The following is a 15,554-nucleotide window of genomic DNA, read 5'->3' on the forward strand; positions in this document are numbered from 1 at the left end:
GCTGCTGATATGGGATAAGGCGGTTGGCGCTGGCCGGGACCGAACGCTTGTCATGCAATGTTCATATAGGTGGGGTAAGGCCCTGCCACGCCCACGCAAAAATCGGCAGCGCCCTGTTGGCCGCTGCCGATCGTTATTGCCTTCGCCTGACGGCGCGAAGTGATTTCAGACGCTTGCCTTACGGACGACCCACACCGTTGCAGACGCTGATGTTGGCGATGTTCAGACCGTCACCGTAGGTGTTGTCCAGGAAGGTTTTCTTGACTTCGGCAGCGAAGGCGCTTGGCAGGCTGACGAACGAGTGCAGCAGGATGGTGGTGGACTTGGTGCCGGTGTATAGGTCATTCAGGAAGGTACGTACTGCGGTGGCATCGGCGGCGGTGGCGTAGCACTGACCGACGAGGAAGTTGGTGTAGCCGACGATTGGGTAGCCAGTGGTTGGAACAGGTTTGTCACCGGCAGCGGTGTTGCTACCGAAGGTCGGTACCCATTTCAGCGGGTTGGCACGATCCACAGCGGTGGTGGGTGCCAAGGCAGTGCCCAGGGCGGTGCCGGTGTTGGTGGCGTTTGGCAGTGGCGCCAGAACACCCGAGGCCAGTGGCAGCTTGCTGACGCGAGCAACCACGGCAGCGCTGTTGGCGTTGACGTAGTCAGGGCTGACATAACCGATCGCGCCATCGTTGGCGTTTACGGCGGCGACGACGTCAGCACTGGTGGCCACGGCTTGCCAGTTGGCAGGCTCGGCACCGATGTTGGCGGTGATGAACGTGCCGTTGACGCCGAACTTGGTTGGGCACGAATCGTTGAGGAAGCGCGACAACAGTTCAGTGGTGCCGCTGGAGCCGGAACGGTAGATCACTTTGATCGCGGTGGTGTCAGCAGTACCCAGCAACTGGCCCCAGGTCGTCTTGGTGCCGGAGAACACGTCGCACAGTTGTGCGCCGGTCAATTGCAGGGAAGTCACGCCAGTACGTTTGTACGGAATGGTCACCGAAGTACCCACCGACGGCACCTGGATCAGTTTGCCGAAAGTCGACACTTTACCGGTGGTGGCGTTGTTGTAGGCGGCCAGTTCAGCGGCGCTCAGCGCCGAGTCGCTACCGGCGAAGTCCACCGGAGTGCCGGCGGGTTGACCGATCGAAGCCGGGGCGTTGGTCAGGAAAGCCGTCTTGCCGGCGCCGCTGCCGACACCGGTGTAACTGAAGTCGGTAGGCAACAGGCGTGGCAGGGTCGAGGTGCCGTTGTAGAGGTTTTCCGGCAGGGTTGCACCGCCACCAACTACAGCGGCCATGGATTGGGCCGAGGCCAGTGCGGCAACAGCCAACGAGGCTGCGATCATAGTGCGCTTAAACATGAAGAAGCTCCTTTCGTCGTGTTCGTACGTGGGTGTGATGTGCTCGTTAATGACGCCATGGCACTCAAATCCTTGCCTTGCTCTGAAGGTCGTCCGGGGTGAGGCCATGGGTTAGAAGTTCGCAGCTTCCAGTGACAGATAAAGGAAAAAACCTCGGGAGCCGGGTGCGGATTTTTTGCGGAATACTCGGGTGATTGCGCCTGGATTGCAGGCGTCTGGGGCGGGGTTTTGGCGGGATCTGGCAGAGTTTGGCTGGAAGGGTTGATCTGCCGTTGAACATGACAGGATGGAGAACCCGAGGATGGCTCGGGTGATGTTCGGATGAGGGGGAAAAAGTTTGAGGGTGATGGTGTTTGTGAGGCCTTCTTCGCGTGCAGGCTCGCTCCCACAGAGGATTTGTTTACGCCATAGATGCAGTGTGGGAGCGAGGCTTGCCCGCGAAGCTTTTTACTGCACCAACTGGTTGATCTCGATAATCGGCAACAACACCGCCATCACGATCACCAGCACCACGCCGCCCATGACCACGATCATCAGCGGCTCGAGCAAAGCGGTCATGCCCATGGCCCGGCGTTCGATGTCCCGGGACAGGGTTTGTGCTGCGCGCTCGAGCATCGGTGGCAGCGAGCCGGTTTTTTCGCCGCTGGCGATCAAATGGATCAGCACCGGTGGGAAGACTTTCTCCACGCGCAACGCGGCGGCGAGGTTGACCCCTTCGCGTACCTTGGCCGTGGCGTCGCTGACGCTCAGGCTCAAGCGGTCATTGGACAAGGTCTGGCGCGCCGCTTCCAGGGCGCGCAACAACGGCACCCCGGCGCCGCCGAGAATCGCCAGGGTCGAGGCGAACCGCGCGGTGTTCAGGCCGAGCACGAAGCGTCCGAACAAAGGCAGGCGCAGGATTCGGCTGTGCCAGCTCAGCCGCGCCCCCGGGTTGCGCAAATACAGGCGCCAGCCCCAGAAGCCGCCAGCCATGACGCTGAAACACAACCAGCCCCAGCCACGAATAAAGTCACTGGCATTGAGCATCGCCAGGGTCAGCCCCGGCAGGTCCTGACGGGCCTGGGAAAACGCACTGACCACCTGCGGCACCACGTAACTGAGCAAGAAGATCACGATGGCGATCGACACCAGCCCCACCACCCCTGGATAGATAAACGCGGTGAGGATCTTGCCCCGCAGGTTGTTGCGCTCTTCGATGTAGTCGGCCAGTCGCTCCATCACCTGAGCCAGGTCGCCGGACTCCTCCCCTGCGGCAATCAATGCGCGGTAGATCTCCGGAAAGTCCCGGGGCCGCGCCGCCAGGGCTTCGGCCAGGCGCATGCCGCTGCGCACATCGGCACGCACCGCGCTCAGGGTCTGGGCGATGTGTTTTTTTTCCGCTTGCTCCACCGTGGCACTCAACGCGGCCTCCAGCGGCAGACTGGCGCCGAGCAGGCTCGCCAGTTGCCGGGTGGCCCAGGCCAGGTCGTTGTCCGACAGCTTGGCGCTGAACATTCCACCGCCCGACCCGGCCGGTGTGTTGTTTTCGATCTGCACCAGCAATGCGGTTAAACCACGACTGCGCAAAACGCCGAACGCCGCGCTCTGGCTGTCGGCTTCCAAGTGCCCGGCCTCGATCTTGCCATTGGCGTCGGCGGCTTCGAAACGGTAGCGATTCATCAGGCGTCCCGTGTTACGCGAAGGATTTCTTCCGGCGCGGTGGCGCCGCTGCGTACCCAGCGCTCGCCGTCTTCGCGCATGCTGAACATGCCCGCCTCACGGGCCGCGGCCCGCAGCGCCTGTTCACCCGCGCCTTGGTGGATCAGCGTGCGAATGTCGTCGTCGATGCAGAACAACTCATGAATGCCGGTGCGGCCGCTGTAGCCGGTGTGGTTGCACGCCGCGCAGCCGACCGGACGCCAGGTGCCTGGAGTGGCCGGGTCTTGCTGTTTGCAGTGATTGCACAGGCGCCGCACCAGCCGTTGCGCCAACACCCCGAGCATCGAGGACGCCAGCAGGAACGGCTCGACGCCCATGTCAATCAGCCGGTTGACCGCCGACACCGCATCGTTGGTGTGCAACGTCGCCAACACCAAGTGCCCGGTGAGCGACGCCTGCACGGCGATTTGCGCAGTTTCCAGGTCGCGGATTTCGCCGATCATGATGATGTCCGGGTCCTGGCGCAGTATCGCGCGCAACGCCAGGGCAAACGTCATGTCGATCTTGGCGTTGACCTGAATCTGACTGATACCCGGCAAGTCGTACTCCACCGGATCTTCGACGGTGAGGATGTTGCTGGTGCTGGCATCCAGTCGCGCCAACGCCGCATAGAGACTGGTGGTCTTGCCGCTGCCGGTGGGGCCGGTGACCAGCACGATGCCGTGGGGCTGGCGGATCAAGGTATCGAGCTTGGCCAGCACCTGCGAGTCCATTCCAAGGGTTTCCAGTTGCAGGCGCCCGGCCTGTTTATCCAGCAAGCGCATCACCACCCGCTCGCCGTGACCGGTGGGCACCGTGGACACGCGAATATCGATCGGCCGCCCGGCCACGCGCAGGGCGATGCGCCCGTCCTGGGGCAGGCGTTTTTCGGCGATATCGAGTTGCGCCATGATCTTGATCCGCGACACCAGCGCACCGTGCAACGCCTTGCGCGGCGATACCACGTCGCGCAGGGTGCCGTCGACCCGGTAGCGCACCACCGAATGGCTTTCGTAGGGTTCGATGTGAATGTCGCTGGCCTCGTCCCGCGCTGCCTGGGTGAGCAAGGCGTTGATCATGCGGATCACCGGCGCGCCGTCCTGGGTGTCCAGCAGGTCGGTGATTTCCGGGATGTCCTGCATCAATCGGTCGAGATCGACCTCGTTCTCCGCCGCCCCGACCACCGCCGCCGCACTGCCGGTGTCGGCGTAGGCACTGGCGAGCAGGCCGTCCAGCTCTTCATCGCGCACCCGCTCCAAACGCGCCGGGCCGAACTGGCGGCGCACTTCGCTGATCGACCAGCCTGGCGTCGACGGGCACACGGTCAGCACACCCTCGCACAACAGAATGCGTTGGGCCTTGGCCCAGGCATAAGGCAAGGTACTCATGACCGTAACTCCCGACACAAATCCCCCGTAGGAGCTGCCGAAGGCTGCGATCTTTTGATGTTGATTGTTGGGGTGTCACCGAAGAGCAAGATCAAAAGATCGCAGCCTTCGGCAGCTCCTACAGGGATCATTGCACTGTCCCTCCACTGGCCGGCACCGCCCGAATCGTTGCCCGCGGCTGCACATTCGCCGCCGGCACGCCCTGCTCCGCCGTTGGCAATTGCGGCGCCTGCATGTCCGGCATGGCCCAGCTGCGTTCCGGTTGCAACCCGGCCTGGGCGCGGCGCATGAAATCGTAGCGGTTGAGGGTAATCGCCCGGCCGCCGGCGCTGTCGCGGATGATGTACGGGCGCAGGAACACCATCAGGTTGGTCTTGGTGGTCGCCCGGCGTTCGTTGCGAAACAGCGCGCCCAGACCGGGGATGCTCGACAGCCATGGCACCGCGTCGTTGCTCTGGCTGTAGCCGTCCTGCAGCAAGCCGCCGAGGACCATGATCTGCCCGTCGTCGAGCAGGATGCTGGTGTCGATCGCGCGTTTGTTGGTGACGATGCCGGCGGCGGTCACGCTATTGGAAGCGCGCTCGTCGATGCTGCTGACTTCCTGATAGATGTCGAGTTTGACCGTGCCGCCCTCGGAAATCTGCGGCCGCACATTGAGCTTCAATCCGACCTCTTCCCGGGTCACGGTCTGGAACGGGTTGTTGCTGGTGCCGCCGCCCCCGGTGACGTAGCTGCCGCTGACAAACGGGATGGTCTGGCCGACGAAAATGCTCGCTGCTTCGTTGTCCAGGGTCAGCAGGTTCGGCGTCGACAGCACGTTGGTGCCGCCCTTGCTCTTGAGCGCGTGGGCCAGCACTTTCAGGTCCATGACCTTGCCGATGCCGGGGATGTCCACGGTGCCGTTGAGAAAGCCCACGCTCAGGCCGCCGGGCAACACGTCGACGCTCGTCTTGCCGTTGACGTTGATCCCCGAACCGCCGAGATTGGCGCCGCCGATCACACCGTTGCCGGCCAGGTTGCCGGTCTGCCACTGCACGCCGAATTCATTGGCATCGTCTTCGCCGACTTCGACGATCAGGCTTTCGATCACCACTTGGGCGCGGCGCTGGTCGAGCATGTCGATGACTTCCCGCAGGTTGCGGTACAGCGGGTCCGGCGCGGAAATCAGCAAGGTGTTGGTGGTGGCGTCGGCCTGGATAGTCACGCCGCCGGCGCTGAAGGCGACGCTCTGGTCCGCCTGCTGGCCGCCGGTCTGGCTGCTCGAACTACTGGCGCCCTGCCCATAACCGGTGCCGCTGCCGGAGGGGCTGCCGGTGGTCGAGGTCTGGCCGGTACTGCTCTGATTCTGGCCGTTCTGTCCGCCACTGGCATTACCGCCGCCCATCGCACTGAGCACCGAGCGTCCGTTGTCGCTGCTGCCGCTGTCGCTTTCCCCGGTGAGCAAGCCGCGCAGGGCCTGGGCCAGTTTCGCCGCCTGGGCGTTGCGCAGGTACACCACGTGCAGGTTGCTCGGGTTGCTCTGGGCGTTGTCGAGTTTGTAGATCAGGTTGCGCGCAAGCTCCGTACGTTCCGGGCTGCCGGCGCGAATGATGATCGAGTTGGAGCGTGGGTCGCCGATCACCGAGATTTTCTGGGTCGGGTCGTTGCCCGGCTGTTCCAGCAGCTCCGCGACCATGCCGGCGATGTCCACAGCGATTCCGTTCTGGATCTGCACCACATCGGTGTCGATGGCGTTTGGCGTGTCGATGCCCTCGATGATCTGCGCCACCCGTGTCAGGTTATCGGCGTAGTCGGTGATCACGATGGTGTTGTTGCCGGGGTAGGCGTTGATCGGGTTGTTCGGCGAGACGATCGGGCGCAGCACCGGGATCAGGTTCACCGCGTTTTCGTATTGCAGGCGAAAGGTGCGGGTGAGCATGCCATTGCCCGCCGGTTTCCCGGGGCTGTAGATCGGCCCGCCGAGCAACTTGGCGTCGGCTTCCGGCACCACATGGGAAACGCCGCCGACATCGACCACGCTGAAACCCTGCATTCGCAACGCCGCCAGCAACATGTCGTAGGCCTGATGGGCCGGCACCTCACCTTCGGAGACCAGGGTCAGGTTGCCTTTGACCCGAGGGTCGACCAGAAACTGCTGCCCGGTGGAATGGGACAACGCCCGCACCACGGCCTGGATGTCGGCGTCGACGAAATTCAGCGTCACCGGCTGATTACCCAGGGGATTGCTCGCCGCTGCGCTGCCGGGGGTTGAAGCACCGCTACGGCCAGGGCGAGTGATTTTGTGCTGCGGCCGTGGTTGCTGTTGGGTTTGTGCCTGGGCGCGCTGCCGCTCCGCCAGTAGATCGCCACTTTGCTGGGTATTGGCCAAGGGCCGACCGAGTTCACTGTCTACAAGCAACGGCAGTTGATTCGACGGGGTCGTGCTGCACGCTCCAAGCGCCAGCAACAGAAACGGCGCGGCGGTGCGTGCCGACTTGCGTACGTAGTTGGAACCTGACCACTTCATGAAGCTTCCTTAGCGCCCAGCGCCTGATCCATGCGAACGGTTCCCGACAGAGTGCCTGCCGTGTCATCGGCCCCGGCCGCGCCTGCGCGTTGCAAACGAGCTTCGACCACTTCCAGGGAAAATTGCCTCGGGTTGCCCAACAGCCAACCGATCACCGCATCGGCCGGGGCGTCTTCAAACGTCAACTGCCAGGCCGCGTCCAGGGCTTGCAACTGGTAGTGCCCGGCCAGGCCGCTGGCGTCGAGCGTCTGCTGCAACGACTGTTGGAGGTTGTGTCCGGCGGGCGGCGTGGCCACTTCGCGCAGCAGTCCTTCCAGCGCTTCGTTTTGCGAGTGCAGCTTGGGTGTCTCGGCCTGCCAGTAATCGATTTTTTTCAGCGGCGGCTGGATCAACAGCAGCCAGGTCAGCAGGCCGCCGAGCACCAGCGCCGTGCCCGCGACCATGCGTTTTTCCCGCAGGGCCAGGCCTTGCCAGAACACGCGGGCGCGGAAAAGGATCAGCAACTGCTTATTCATCTTCAGCTCCGGTGCTCGTGTCATTTTCGCTGGCAGTGGACTCAGTGACCGGGCGCAGTGCCCAGCCCGCGTCGGTGGCGCTGACGGCGATGCCGGCCTGGGTCAGTGCGGTTTGCCACGCTTTGTCGGCGGTGGTGCGGCGCGCATCCTCCAGCAGACTCAGTTGCAGTTCACCGTTTTCGAACACCAGGCTTTGCACGCTGCCAGCCATGAACGGCATGCCACTGCCGGCCTGCAATACCAGGCTGGCGAAGCGTTGGGTGATGTCGGTTGCCGCAGCGGCCTGGCGTGCGGTCAATTGTTGGCGGGCCTGTTGCAGCGGGTTGAGAATCACCGGCAATTCGGGAAAGGCCTGCTTCACCCGCTGAGTCATCTGCGCCTTGAGCTGCTGCCCCTGCGCCGCTTCACGGGCGGCATACAGGTTCAGGCCCAAGGCCCAGACCGCCAGCGCCACCGCGCAACACACCGCTGCCCTACCCCAGCCCGTTTGATTCGCGCGGCGTTGCTGGACGCCAGCGTGCAGGCCCCAACCGGACAAGGGGCCGGTCCAGCGTTGCGTATCGGGCAAACGATTCAGCACGGCATCCGGTGCCGCTTCGCCAAGCCATTGCAAACCGCTGCCGGCTTCCAGCAACAGATCACTCAGGGCTTCGTCGAAATGCGGATGCACCACCGCGTGTTCCAGGCTACGGCGCACCAGTAAATGGTCTTCGTACAGGCAAGCGCTATTCACCGGCAAACCGTAGGCCGCCGGGTACAAGCCGCGCAGGGTCAAGCGCGCCAGGCGCAACAACTGGCCGAACTCGTTCAACCATTGCCGCGACAGCCAGGCGATATGCACCCGGCCCTGGGCATCCCGGGGGCTGTGGGCAATGTGCATGTGCTCGCTGGCGCCGAGGATCAGCGACTGCGCCGCACACTGCACCGCCGCTGCGGTTTTCGCCGCAGGCAGCAACGGCAAATCAATACTCGCCAACAGGCTGTCCCGGGGATGCAGGAAGAATGCAATCGCCGGGGTTTTACCGTTTTGCCCCAACTGCAACAACGTGCTTTGGCCCTCACGGGTCACCTGGCCCTGGCGGTCGAGCCAAACGAAGGTCACCGCGCTGTCGAGGGTCAGTTGCGCCAGGGGCGGCAAGGCCACGCGCAGCTGGCTCATACGCCCACCCGCGACCAGATCACCTGGGGCAAGCGGTCCTCGGTACGCCGTAACAACGCGTCGAGGCTGACGCGTTTTTGTTCGCTGCGGGCCTGGCCGCGCAGGCGGAACCAGTCACTGGTGATGCCGACCTTGATGGTCGTCAGTTCCAGTTCGGGCATGCGCAAGCGGTTGACGAAATCGCCGCGATTGATAAACCACTGGCCGCCGTCGCGCTCGGCGACCAGCGCCTGGGCGCGCTCGATCGACAGCCCCTGCACATACGCCGCCAACACCTGGGCGCTGGCGGTATTACCGTTGAGCCAAGTGTTGGCCGGCAGAATGGTGATGAATGGGCTGATCTTCGCCAGCAATGCCTCGGTGACGCCCTCGACACCGCGCAGATCATCGACGCTGCGCAGCATCGGACGCTTGGCCGGTTCAGGTTTGCGCACGGCATTCGGTGAAGTGGCGCGGCCGCTGTTGAGGCTGCTGCTGGCCGGGGCCTTGTCCGCCAGCGCCGGATTCAGTAGCCGGGGATACGCGGCGATCACCCGCTGGCTGATGCGTTGACTCAAGGTCGTGTTCACGCCGATCAGTTCGCACAAGCGCTGAAAATTGCGCAACTGCTCATCATCGATCCGCTCGTTGGCGACCAGGTTGCGCAGGTTGAATTTGCCTTGCTCGTCTTCCAGGCGTCCGTCGAAGGTGCGCGTCGCAACGCTGGTCACGATGGGCTGCGACCATGGCTGGTCCAGGCGGGTCAGCGGGTCACGCTGGCGGGCATCCCAGAGTAGCTGGCGGCTGATTTCGATCCCGCCGTTCAGCACCCAGGCGCCCTGTACCCGCGCCTGTTCGGCTTCAAGGCTGCGGGTGAACACGGTCTGGCGGGTGAGCATGCCCCCGGCAATCACCGCCACCACCGCCGCGATCAGCAAGGCGCTGATGATCGCCATGCCACGTTGCTTCGTCGCTGTCAGCGAATAGGTCTTCATGACCGGCCTTATAGCTGCCAGGAGCCGATATCGGCATTCACGCCGTCGCCGTCAGGCTGACCGTCGGCGCCGAGAGAGAAGATGTCGACTTCGCCGTTGGCCCCCGGATTCAGATAGTTGTAAGGCCGGCCCCACGGGTCGTTGGGCAAGCGCTCAAGGTACGAGCGCCAGTTGCTGTTCTTGGCGTCGGCGGGACGTTCCACCAATACTTTCAGGCCCTGGGTCATGTTCGGGTAAGTGCCGTGGTCGAGGCGATAAAGCTTCAGCGCCTGCATCAAGCCGCCAATGTCCTGTTTGGCAGCCGTGGCCCGGGCCTGGTCCGGACGGTCCAGCACCTTGGGCACCACCATGGCGGCGAGAATCCCGAGGATGACCACCACGACCATGATTTCGATCAGGGTGAAACCGGCCTGTCCATACGGTCGGCGTGGGCGGTGCTTGAGTGCTTTGCAGTGCGCGATATCCATCTCGTCATTCCCTGGCTTGATTCGATTCGACGCGCAGTGTTGCAAGAAGATATGTCAGTGACGTTGAAAATCCTCGGGAGCTTTGGTCGTCAAGCGGTCAAGCCCGGGTGCTTAAGCTGAAGGCTATTCACACTGCCCGAGTGCCTGATGCGCCGCCCTCCCCGACAAGCCGGTTTTACCCTGATCGAAGTGCTAGTGGCCCTGGCGATCATTGCCGTGGCGATGTCCGCTGCCGTGCGCGTGGCCGGGTTGATGACCCAGAGCAATGGGCTGCTGCGGGATCGTTCGATTGCATTGCTGGCGGCGCAAAGTCGCCTCGCCGAGTTGCGCCTTGAGGGGCGGTTGCCCTCGGGTGTGCGGGCGATCGAGTGTGATCAGGGGCGGTTGTTGCTGCGTTGCGAGCAGGTCATCGGCAGCGCCCGCAATGGCCGGTTGTTGCAGGTGGGGTTGCAGGTGTTCGATCGCAGCCGCGAAGCGCCGCCGTTGGCGCGGCTCGATACATTGTTGAGCCACCCTGACGTGAAATGATTTACCGCTTCAACAAATCCGACAAAAACGGCGAGTCCGGCAATTTACTCAGCTCGATCCGGTTTTTTTCCACGCCGCGCTCGATCACCACCGCATTCCCTTCGATGGCCACGACTTTAGCCCCATGACTTACGCTTTCCCCCACCAGAAAACTGCGCGGCGCCCCGCCATTGAGGCTAAGAATGGCCACCGCCCCACGGCTGCCGGCCATGACGCCGCTGACCTTGATATCTACCGCCGCCGGTTGGTTGGAAAACCATTGCAACGCCGGGTTATCGCTGCGGGCGGCGATCAGTTGCGGTGCAGCGTCCGGGGTGCGTGACTCGGCGGAGGTCAACAGCAGCGATGACCAGGTGACGACGCCCGCCAGTGCGGCCAGCAAGGCGATTGATTGCACCAGTTGCGGCGCGCTGAAGCGTTCGGTGAATGACATGGGCTGAATCTCCTTTTAGTCCCTGCCCCGAGCCTACAGCGCAATGTTCACGTTTTTATTTCACATACTCATCATCTTCACCGTGCACGATGAAAATCGACGCAAAGGAGCGCGCAGCGGATGAATGGCTTCAGACAACAGGGCTTTACCCTGATCGAATTGATGGTGGTGCTGGTGATCATCGGCATCGCCAGCGCGGCGATCAGCCTGAGCATCAAACCCGACCCGCTGCACCTGCTGCGCAAGGACGCCGCGCGCGTGGCGCAGCTGCTGCAAGTGGCCCAGGCCGAAGCCCGGGCCGATGGTCGGCCGATAACCTGGCGGACGGATGCCAAGGGTTTTCGCTTCAGTCGGCGCAATGACAGCGGCAAGGGTTTCGACCACTTCAACAACGATCCGCAACTGCGGCCTCGGCCCTGGGAGACGCCAGGGATGGAGGTGCGAGTCGAACCCCGGCAAAAAGTCGTGCTGAATGCGGAATGGATCAACCCGCCGCTACAGCTGACCCTCTCTGATGGCCTCAACAGTATCGCCGTGCACCGCAGCGCCGCCGGCCAGGTAAGCGTGCAATGAAAGATCAACATGGTTTTACCCTGATCGAAGTGATGGTCGCGATCATGCTGATGGCGGTGGTCAGCCTGATTGCCTGGCGCGGACTGGACAGCGTGACCCGCGCCGATGCGCATTTGCAGGCCAGCACCGAACAGAGCGAAGTATTGCTGCGTGCGCTGAATCAGTTGGAGCGGGACGTCGCGCTGCGCGCCAGCATCGAACTGGCGGAACCGGTGCGACCGGGCAACGAAGACGAACCCGTTAACGCCCCGCCCGCACTGACCGTGCGCAGTACCGAAGGCAAGGGCTTTCGCCTGGATGTGATTCGCGCTTCGGCCGATGGTAATGGGGGTGTGCAACGGGTGCGTTGGTGGCTCAAGGGTGACGTGCTGTACCGGGCGATCGCCCCCGCTCGCAGCCAATACCCGTTGCCCGCGCCCACGGAGGGTGTTGCGGTGTTGAATGAGATCAGCGATGCGACTTTGCGGGTTTGGGAGGCGGACAAGGGCTGGCGCAAATTGAGTGGTAACCGCAAGGAAAACCCCCTGGGAATTGAAATCAGCCTGACCCGCAAGACGCCGCAGGGGATGGAGAAATATCGGCAGGTGATGGGGCCGCTGGACTGACACTCCCACTGTAGGAGTGGGCTCGCGAAGGCGGCTTAACATTCAACATTGATGTTGACTGACACGTCACATTCGCGAGCAAGCTTCGCTCCTACAGATCAGCGCACGACGGCGCGGATTTACGTCTCAAACCACTCCCGCCGCTCCGCAAAGGTATTGCGGATCAGCTGCGCAATCATCTGCACCTCGGCCACATCATCAGAATCGGCATTCACCGCCAGCCACACCTGATGCTGCATTGGCTCGCGGAACAACCCCGGCAAGGCAATCAGGCTGCGGTCGTAGCGGGTCATGTAGGCGGGCAGCAGGCCGATGCAGGCGCTGCAGCGGATCATGTCCAGCATCAGCTCATAGGACTGCAACTTCACCACCCCCGCCAGGCGTTGCTCCACCAACGTATTCCAGGGGCGGAAACTCTCGATCTGAAGATCGTGCTGCCATTGCACCAGCATGAAATCCGCCAGGTCATCGACGCTGGCCGGCCGGGCCGTGACCCGGGAATAGCGTTTGGCAATGTGCGGCAGGTAACTCAGTTGCGCGAGGTGCAGGGGTTCGGTGGTTGCGAAGCTCGGACCGGGCTGCGGCGAATAGCCGGTTGCCAGCCACAGCACCACATCGGCGCTGATGGTTTGCAGGGCCAGCTCACTGTCCAGGGAGATAATCTCCAGGCGGACGCTGGCGTTGCGACGCAGCAGGGAGATCAGGTCCCGGCCGAGGATGTCATGCAGCAGCGATTCGGCCACGGCCAGGCGGATGCAGGGTTGTTCGACCACGGGTAACCGGCGTTCGTGGGCCAGGACGGTCAACTGCGCTTGCAAGTGCTGCCCTTCCCGGCTCAACGTCAGGGCGCTGCCCTGGAAGCTGAACAGTGACTGCTGCAAACGCGCCTCCAGTTGCGCCAATTGCTTGCGCAGCACCGTCGCCCGCACATTGAGACTGCGAGCCGCCTGCATGAAACAGCCACAGCGGGCGCTGACCAGGAAGTACTGAGCCACCTCATCCTCGATCCCAGCGGCCAGTGACTGCCAGGACTCGGAGGTGGGTGGCGGTGAGCGGTAATCGGTAGTGGCCTGGCGCCCTGCGGTTTCTGTAAAAGACATCGATGACTCCCTGTCGATCTTTGTTTGGTTTGAAGCTTTAGTTGCCAGCGATTCCCTATGGGAGCGAGCTTGCTCGCGATGGCGGTGGATCAGTCAATATCAATACTGGAGGTGATGGCCTCTTCGCGGGCAAGCCTGGCTCCTACATTGGTTCTGCGCTGTTCACAATTTTCATGCCCAGCCACAAATCCCCGGTGGGAGGTGCTGGGGCAGCTACAGTTTTCCCTCCAGAACTTTGTTCAACTCCGCCCCATCAATGCTCAACGTCGCGGTGTTGAGCATGCCTTCCAGGTAAGCCTTGGCGATTTGTTCCTGGCGTTGCGCACGCAGGGCCAAAGTCAGGCGTTCACGCAATTCGTCCAGGGTGGCGACGCGAGAAGGTTGTTGGTCGGTGAGTTTGATGATGTGGAAACCCGCTGCGCTTTGCACTGGGTCCGATACGGCACCGACCTTGAGCCGCGACACGGCGCCACGCACCTCGGGCACCAGTTGCTGCAAGGGTTGCAGCCCGGTATCGCTGACGCCGCCAGGCCCCGCCAACGCCGCAAATTCCCCCGGCGCGGTCTGAGCTTTTTTGCTCAGTTCCAGTGCCTGCTTGCGTAAGGCTTCAAGGTTTTGCGGATCGTTCACAGCCAGGAAAATCTGACTGACCCGATACATCGCCGGCGTCACCCACCGGATTTGCCCGCGTCATACGCCTGCTGCAATTCAGCAGCACTGGGATAATCCGCTGGCACCTGACTGACCGACTGCAAGTAATCGCGAAAGACAATCTGCTCCGTCGCCGCACGGGTTTGCTGCTCCACCTCCGGACGCTGGCGCCAGCCCTGAGCGTCAGCCTGTTCGAGCACCGCTTTCTCGGCCAGCCGCGAACGAATCCAGCTTTCCAGCGCCCCGCGATTGCCGCGCAGTTGCTCGCGAACCTCGGGCGCCACGGTGGCGAGCAAATCCTTCAACTCGTCCGGCGTGACCTGTTGATTGCCCAACCGCGCCACGGCCGGCCCGCTCACATTCACTGCAGATGGCACAGGCTGCTGAGCCGCGACCGGGTCATTTCCCGGTCGCAGCCCCAACGCAACAGCCACCACCAGCAAGGTCAGCGCACCGGCGCTGACCACCGCCGTTCGTTTTTTCACAGCGCCGGAACCTCGTCTGCCGCCGTCTCGACGGTTTGCGCCTGAGCCTGCAAGTTTGCCGCGTTCTGGCTGTATTCACGCAGGTACACGATGAATTCCTGGAGCAGGCGATCCCACAATTCCAGGTTGCCCTTCAAGTGATCGGCACTGACACCGGCGGCCACCACCACGTCCATTTCCATCACCAGAAACTCGCCCTGCACCGACAAGCGGGCAAAGCGGCGTGAGGCGTTCCACAGTTCCGCCAACCCGGCCGGCAATTCGCCCTGCACGCGCAAGGCGCAGCTGAAGGTGAAGTCGACGTAGCTGCCCGCCTCCGGCGCCGGGTTGCCGAAACGCACGGCGTAGCCGATGCCCTGGCTGGCGCTGAGCAGTTGCACGATGCCGTTCTGTTCGGTCTGGTTGACCCGGTAGCCGGCGGCTTGCAGCACCTCGGTCAGGGATTGCGGCGATACGTGGCTGATCAATTGAGTCATGAGGTTCATCCTTGGTTTAGTGAGCGAGCGCCGCTTGGGGCGCGTCGTATTGCGTCTTGTAGAGTTCGTCGCCAAAGCCCTGAGCCAGCTCTTCGAACTTGACCCGGGCACTGCCGGCAAACGGTTGGCGAATCTTCATCACTTCGGCGACGTCGATTTTTTCGTAGGCCGTCAGAATCTCCTTGGCCACGCCGTACATCTGCTGATTCTTGACTGAACATTGCTGCACTTGTGTGTCACGTTCAGCCAATTGCGTCTGGAGCTTAGCCCGTTCTGCCTCTTTAGCCCGGGCCATCACCAACAGCTCTTCATACGCCTTCTTGAACTTGCCTATCTGCTCGCTGCTGGCCGCCACTTGCGCCTGGGCCTGGCTTTGCAGGCTGCTTTGCTGGCCGGCCAGTTGCTCGGCCACACCTTTGGCCTTGGCCAGTTCTGCCGTCAGTTGCTTGATCTGCGCCTGGGCAGCCTTGGCCTCGCCTTGCGCCGCCAGTTGTGCGGCGCTGGCCTGGGCCTGCTGGCTTTGCAGGGTTTGCAGCTGTTGGGTAGTGCTGCGCAACTGGGTGCGCAGACGCTCCTCCATGCCTTCGGCATTCGCGCCCTGGGCGATCAACACCCCCAGCGTCAGCAGCACAAATAGTGATTTCATGAAGCTCTCCCTGCGCC

General features: G+C 62.8%; 15 protein-coding genes and 1 pseudogene. 3 read left to right on the forward strand and 13 right to left on the reverse strand.

Translation table 11 applies throughout. From position 1 onward, the window contains the following. Window positions 1–178 precede the first annotated feature (178 nt). From ACA071_RS17415 to gspG, 8 genes are all read right to left on the reverse strand, one after another. Window positions 179–1,354 (reverse strand): substrate-binding domain-containing protein, encoded by a 1,176-nt coding sequence (locus ACA071_RS17415; RefSeq protein WP_497640283.1) that lies wholly within the window; start codon window positions 1,352–1,354, stop codon window positions 179–181. A 447-nt stretch (window positions 1,355–1,801) separates the two neighbouring features. Continuing rightward, window positions 1,802–3,013, reverse strand: coding sequence for a type II secretion system inner membrane protein GspF (gene gspF, locus ACA071_RS17420; RefSeq protein ID WP_497640284.1), 1,212 nt, complete (start codon window positions 3,011–3,013; stop codon window positions 1,802–1,804). Next, on the reverse strand, window positions 3,013–4,419 hold the full coding sequence (gene gspE, locus ACA071_RS17425; RefSeq protein ID WP_497640285.1) for a type II secretion system ATPase GspE: 1,407 nt from the start codon (window positions 4,417–4,419) through the stop codon (window positions 3,013–3,015). Before gspE ends, gspF begins: the two co-directional genes overlap by 1 nt. Before the next feature lie 127 nt (window positions 4,420–4,546). Continuing rightward, on the reverse strand, window positions 4,547–6,925 hold the full coding sequence (gene gspD, locus ACA071_RS17430; protein ID WP_497640286.1) for a type II secretion system secretin GspD: 2,379 nt from the start codon (window positions 6,923–6,925) through the stop codon (window positions 4,547–4,549). Further along, complete coding sequence (locus ACA071_RS17435; RefSeq protein WP_497640287.1) at window positions 6,922–7,440, reverse strand: type II secretion system protein M; 519 nt, start codon at window positions 7,438–7,440, stop codon at window positions 6,922–6,924. The genes gspD and ACA071_RS17435 overlap by 4 nt, the downstream gene beginning before the upstream one ends. Continuing rightward, window positions 7,433–8,599 carry a type II secretion system protein GspL gene (gene gspL, locus ACA071_RS17440; RefSeq protein ID WP_497640288.1) on the reverse strand — a complete coding sequence of 389 codons (1,167 nt, stop codon included), beginning with the start codon at window positions 8,597–8,599 and terminating at the stop codon, window positions 7,433–7,435. The genes ACA071_RS17435 and gspL overlap by 8 nt, the downstream gene beginning before the upstream one ends. Continuing rightward, on the reverse strand, window positions 8,596–9,573 hold the full coding sequence (gene gspK / locus ACA071_RS17445) for a type II secretion system minor pseudopilin GspK (RefSeq protein WP_497640289.1): 978 nt from the start codon (window positions 9,571–9,573) through the stop codon (window positions 8,596–8,598). The genes gspL and gspK overlap by 4 nt, the downstream gene beginning before the upstream one ends. 8 nt (window positions 9,574–9,581) lie before the next feature. Then, window positions 9,582–10,040 (reverse strand): type II secretion system major pseudopilin GspG, encoded by a 459-nt coding sequence (gspG, locus tag ACA071_RS17450; protein WP_497640290.1) that lies wholly within the window; start codon window positions 10,038–10,040, stop codon window positions 9,582–9,584. Window positions 10,041–10,187: 147 nt separating this feature from the next. Between gspG and gspI the strand changes: the two genes are divergently transcribed. Further along, window positions 10,188–10,568 carry a type II secretion system minor pseudopilin GspI gene (gene gspI, locus ACA071_RS17455; protein WP_497640291.1) on the forward strand — a complete coding sequence of 127 codons (381 nt, stop codon included), beginning with the start codon at window positions 10,188–10,190 and terminating at the stop codon, window positions 10,566–10,568. 1 nt (window position 10,569) lies between these two features. Here the strand turns inward: gspI and ACA071_RS17460 are convergent, their stop codons facing one another. Next, window positions 10,570–11,001, reverse strand: a complete 432-nt coding sequence (locus ACA071_RS17460) for a type II secretion system protein N (protein WP_497640292.1) — start codon at window positions 10,999–11,001, stop codon at window positions 10,570–10,572. A 120-nt stretch (window positions 11,002–11,121) separates the two neighbouring features. On the opposite strand from ACA071_RS17460, the gene gspH reads away from it, so the two are divergent. Both gspH and ACA071_RS17470 read left to right on the forward strand, forming a co-directional pair. Then, the gene (gene gspH, locus ACA071_RS17465) at window positions 11,122–11,574 is read left to right on the forward strand and encodes a type II secretion system minor pseudopilin GspH (protein WP_497640293.1); all 453 of its coding nucleotides are present in this window, start codon (window positions 11,122–11,124) and stop codon (window positions 11,572–11,574) included. Continuing rightward, window positions 11,571–12,179, forward strand: coding sequence for a type II secretion system protein GspJ (locus ACA071_RS17470; protein ID WP_497640294.1), 609 nt, complete (start codon window positions 11,571–11,573; stop codon window positions 12,177–12,179). Before gspH ends, ACA071_RS17470 begins: the two co-directional genes overlap by 4 nt. A 119-nt stretch (window positions 12,180–12,298) precedes the next feature. Here the strand turns inward: ACA071_RS17470 and ACA071_RS17475 are convergent, their stop codons facing one another. The 4 genes and pseudogenes from ACA071_RS17475 to ACA071_RS17490 form a co-directional block, all read right to left on the reverse strand. Then, window positions 12,299–13,279 (reverse strand): LysR family transcriptional regulator, encoded by a 981-nt coding sequence (locus tag ACA071_RS17475; RefSeq protein ID WP_497640295.1) that lies wholly within the window; start codon window positions 13,277–13,279, stop codon window positions 12,299–12,301. 213 nt (window positions 13,280–13,492) lie between these two features. Beyond that, window positions 13,493–14,415, reverse strand: a pseudogene (locus ACA071_RS17480) (peptidylprolyl isomerase). Continuing rightward, a complete protein-coding gene (locus ACA071_RS17485; RefSeq protein WP_497640296.1) occupies window positions 14,412–14,891 on the reverse strand; it encodes a YbjN domain-containing protein in 480 nt (159 codons plus the stop codon). The pseudogene ACA071_RS17480 and the gene ACA071_RS17485 overlap by 4 nt, the downstream one beginning before the upstream one ends. A 16-nt stretch (window positions 14,892–14,907) precedes the next feature. Next, window positions 14,908–15,537, reverse strand: coding sequence for a DNA repair protein (locus ACA071_RS17490; RefSeq protein ID WP_497640297.1), 630 nt, complete (start codon window positions 15,535–15,537; stop codon window positions 14,908–14,910). Between the last annotated feature and the right edge of the window lie 17 nt (window positions 15,538–15,554).

It is taken from the genome of Pseudomonas sp. LBUM1646, from assembly GCF_059716165.1.

Coding starts and splice junctions, on each gene's coding strand:
- ACA071_RS17435 (WP_497640287.1), bottom strand. CDS start 7,440: ATGAATAAGCAGTTGCTGATCCTTTTCCGCGCCCGCGTGTTCTGGCAA.
- gspL (WP_497640288.1), bottom strand. CDS start 8,599: ATGAGCCAGCTGCGCGTGGCCTTGCCGCCCCTGGCGCAACTGACCCTC.
- ACA071_RS17490 (WP_497640297.1), bottom strand. CDS start 15,537: ATGAAATCACTATTTGTGCTGCTGACGCTGGGGGTGTTGATCGCCCAG.
- gspG (WP_497640290.1), bottom strand. CDS start 10,040: ATGGATATCGCGCACTGCAAAGCACTCAAGCACCGCCCACGCCGACCG.
- ACA071_RS17485 (WP_497640296.1), bottom strand. CDS start 14,891: ATGACTCAATTGATCAGCCACGTATCGCCGCAATCCCTGACCGAGGTG.
- gspF (WP_497640284.1), bottom strand. CDS start 3,013: ATGAATCGCTACCGTTTCGAAGCCGCCGACGCCAATGGCAAGATCGAG.
- gspE (WP_497640285.1), bottom strand. CDS start 4,419: ATGAGTACCTTGCCTTATGCCTGGGCCAAGGCCCAACGCATTCTGTTG.
- ACA071_RS17460 (WP_497640292.1), bottom strand. CDS start 11,001: ATGTCATTCACCGAACGCTTCAGCGCGCCGCAACTGGTGCAATCAATC.
- gspK (WP_497640289.1), bottom strand. CDS start 9,573: ATGAAGACCTATTCGCTGACAGCGACGAAGCAACGTGGCATGGCGATC.
- gspI (WP_497640291.1), top strand. CDS start 10,188: ATGCGCCGCCCTCCCCGACAAGCCGGTTTTACCCTGATCGAAGTGCTA.
- gspD (WP_497640286.1), bottom strand. CDS start 6,925: ATGAAGTGGTCAGGTTCCAACTACGTACGCAAGTCGGCACGCACCGCC.
- ACA071_RS17470 (WP_497640294.1), top strand. CDS start 11,571: ATGAAAGATCAACATGGTTTTACCCTGATCGAAGTGATGGTCGCGATC.
- ACA071_RS17475 (WP_497640295.1), bottom strand. CDS start 13,279: ATGTCTTTTACAGAAACCGCAGGGCGCCAGGCCACTACCGATTACCGC.
- gspH (WP_497640293.1), top strand. CDS start 11,122: ATGAATGGCTTCAGACAACAGGGCTTTACCCTGATCGAATTGATGGTG.
- ACA071_RS17415 (WP_497640283.1), bottom strand. CDS start 1,354: ATGTTTAAGCGCACTATGATCGCAGCCTCGTTGGCTGTTGCCGCACTG.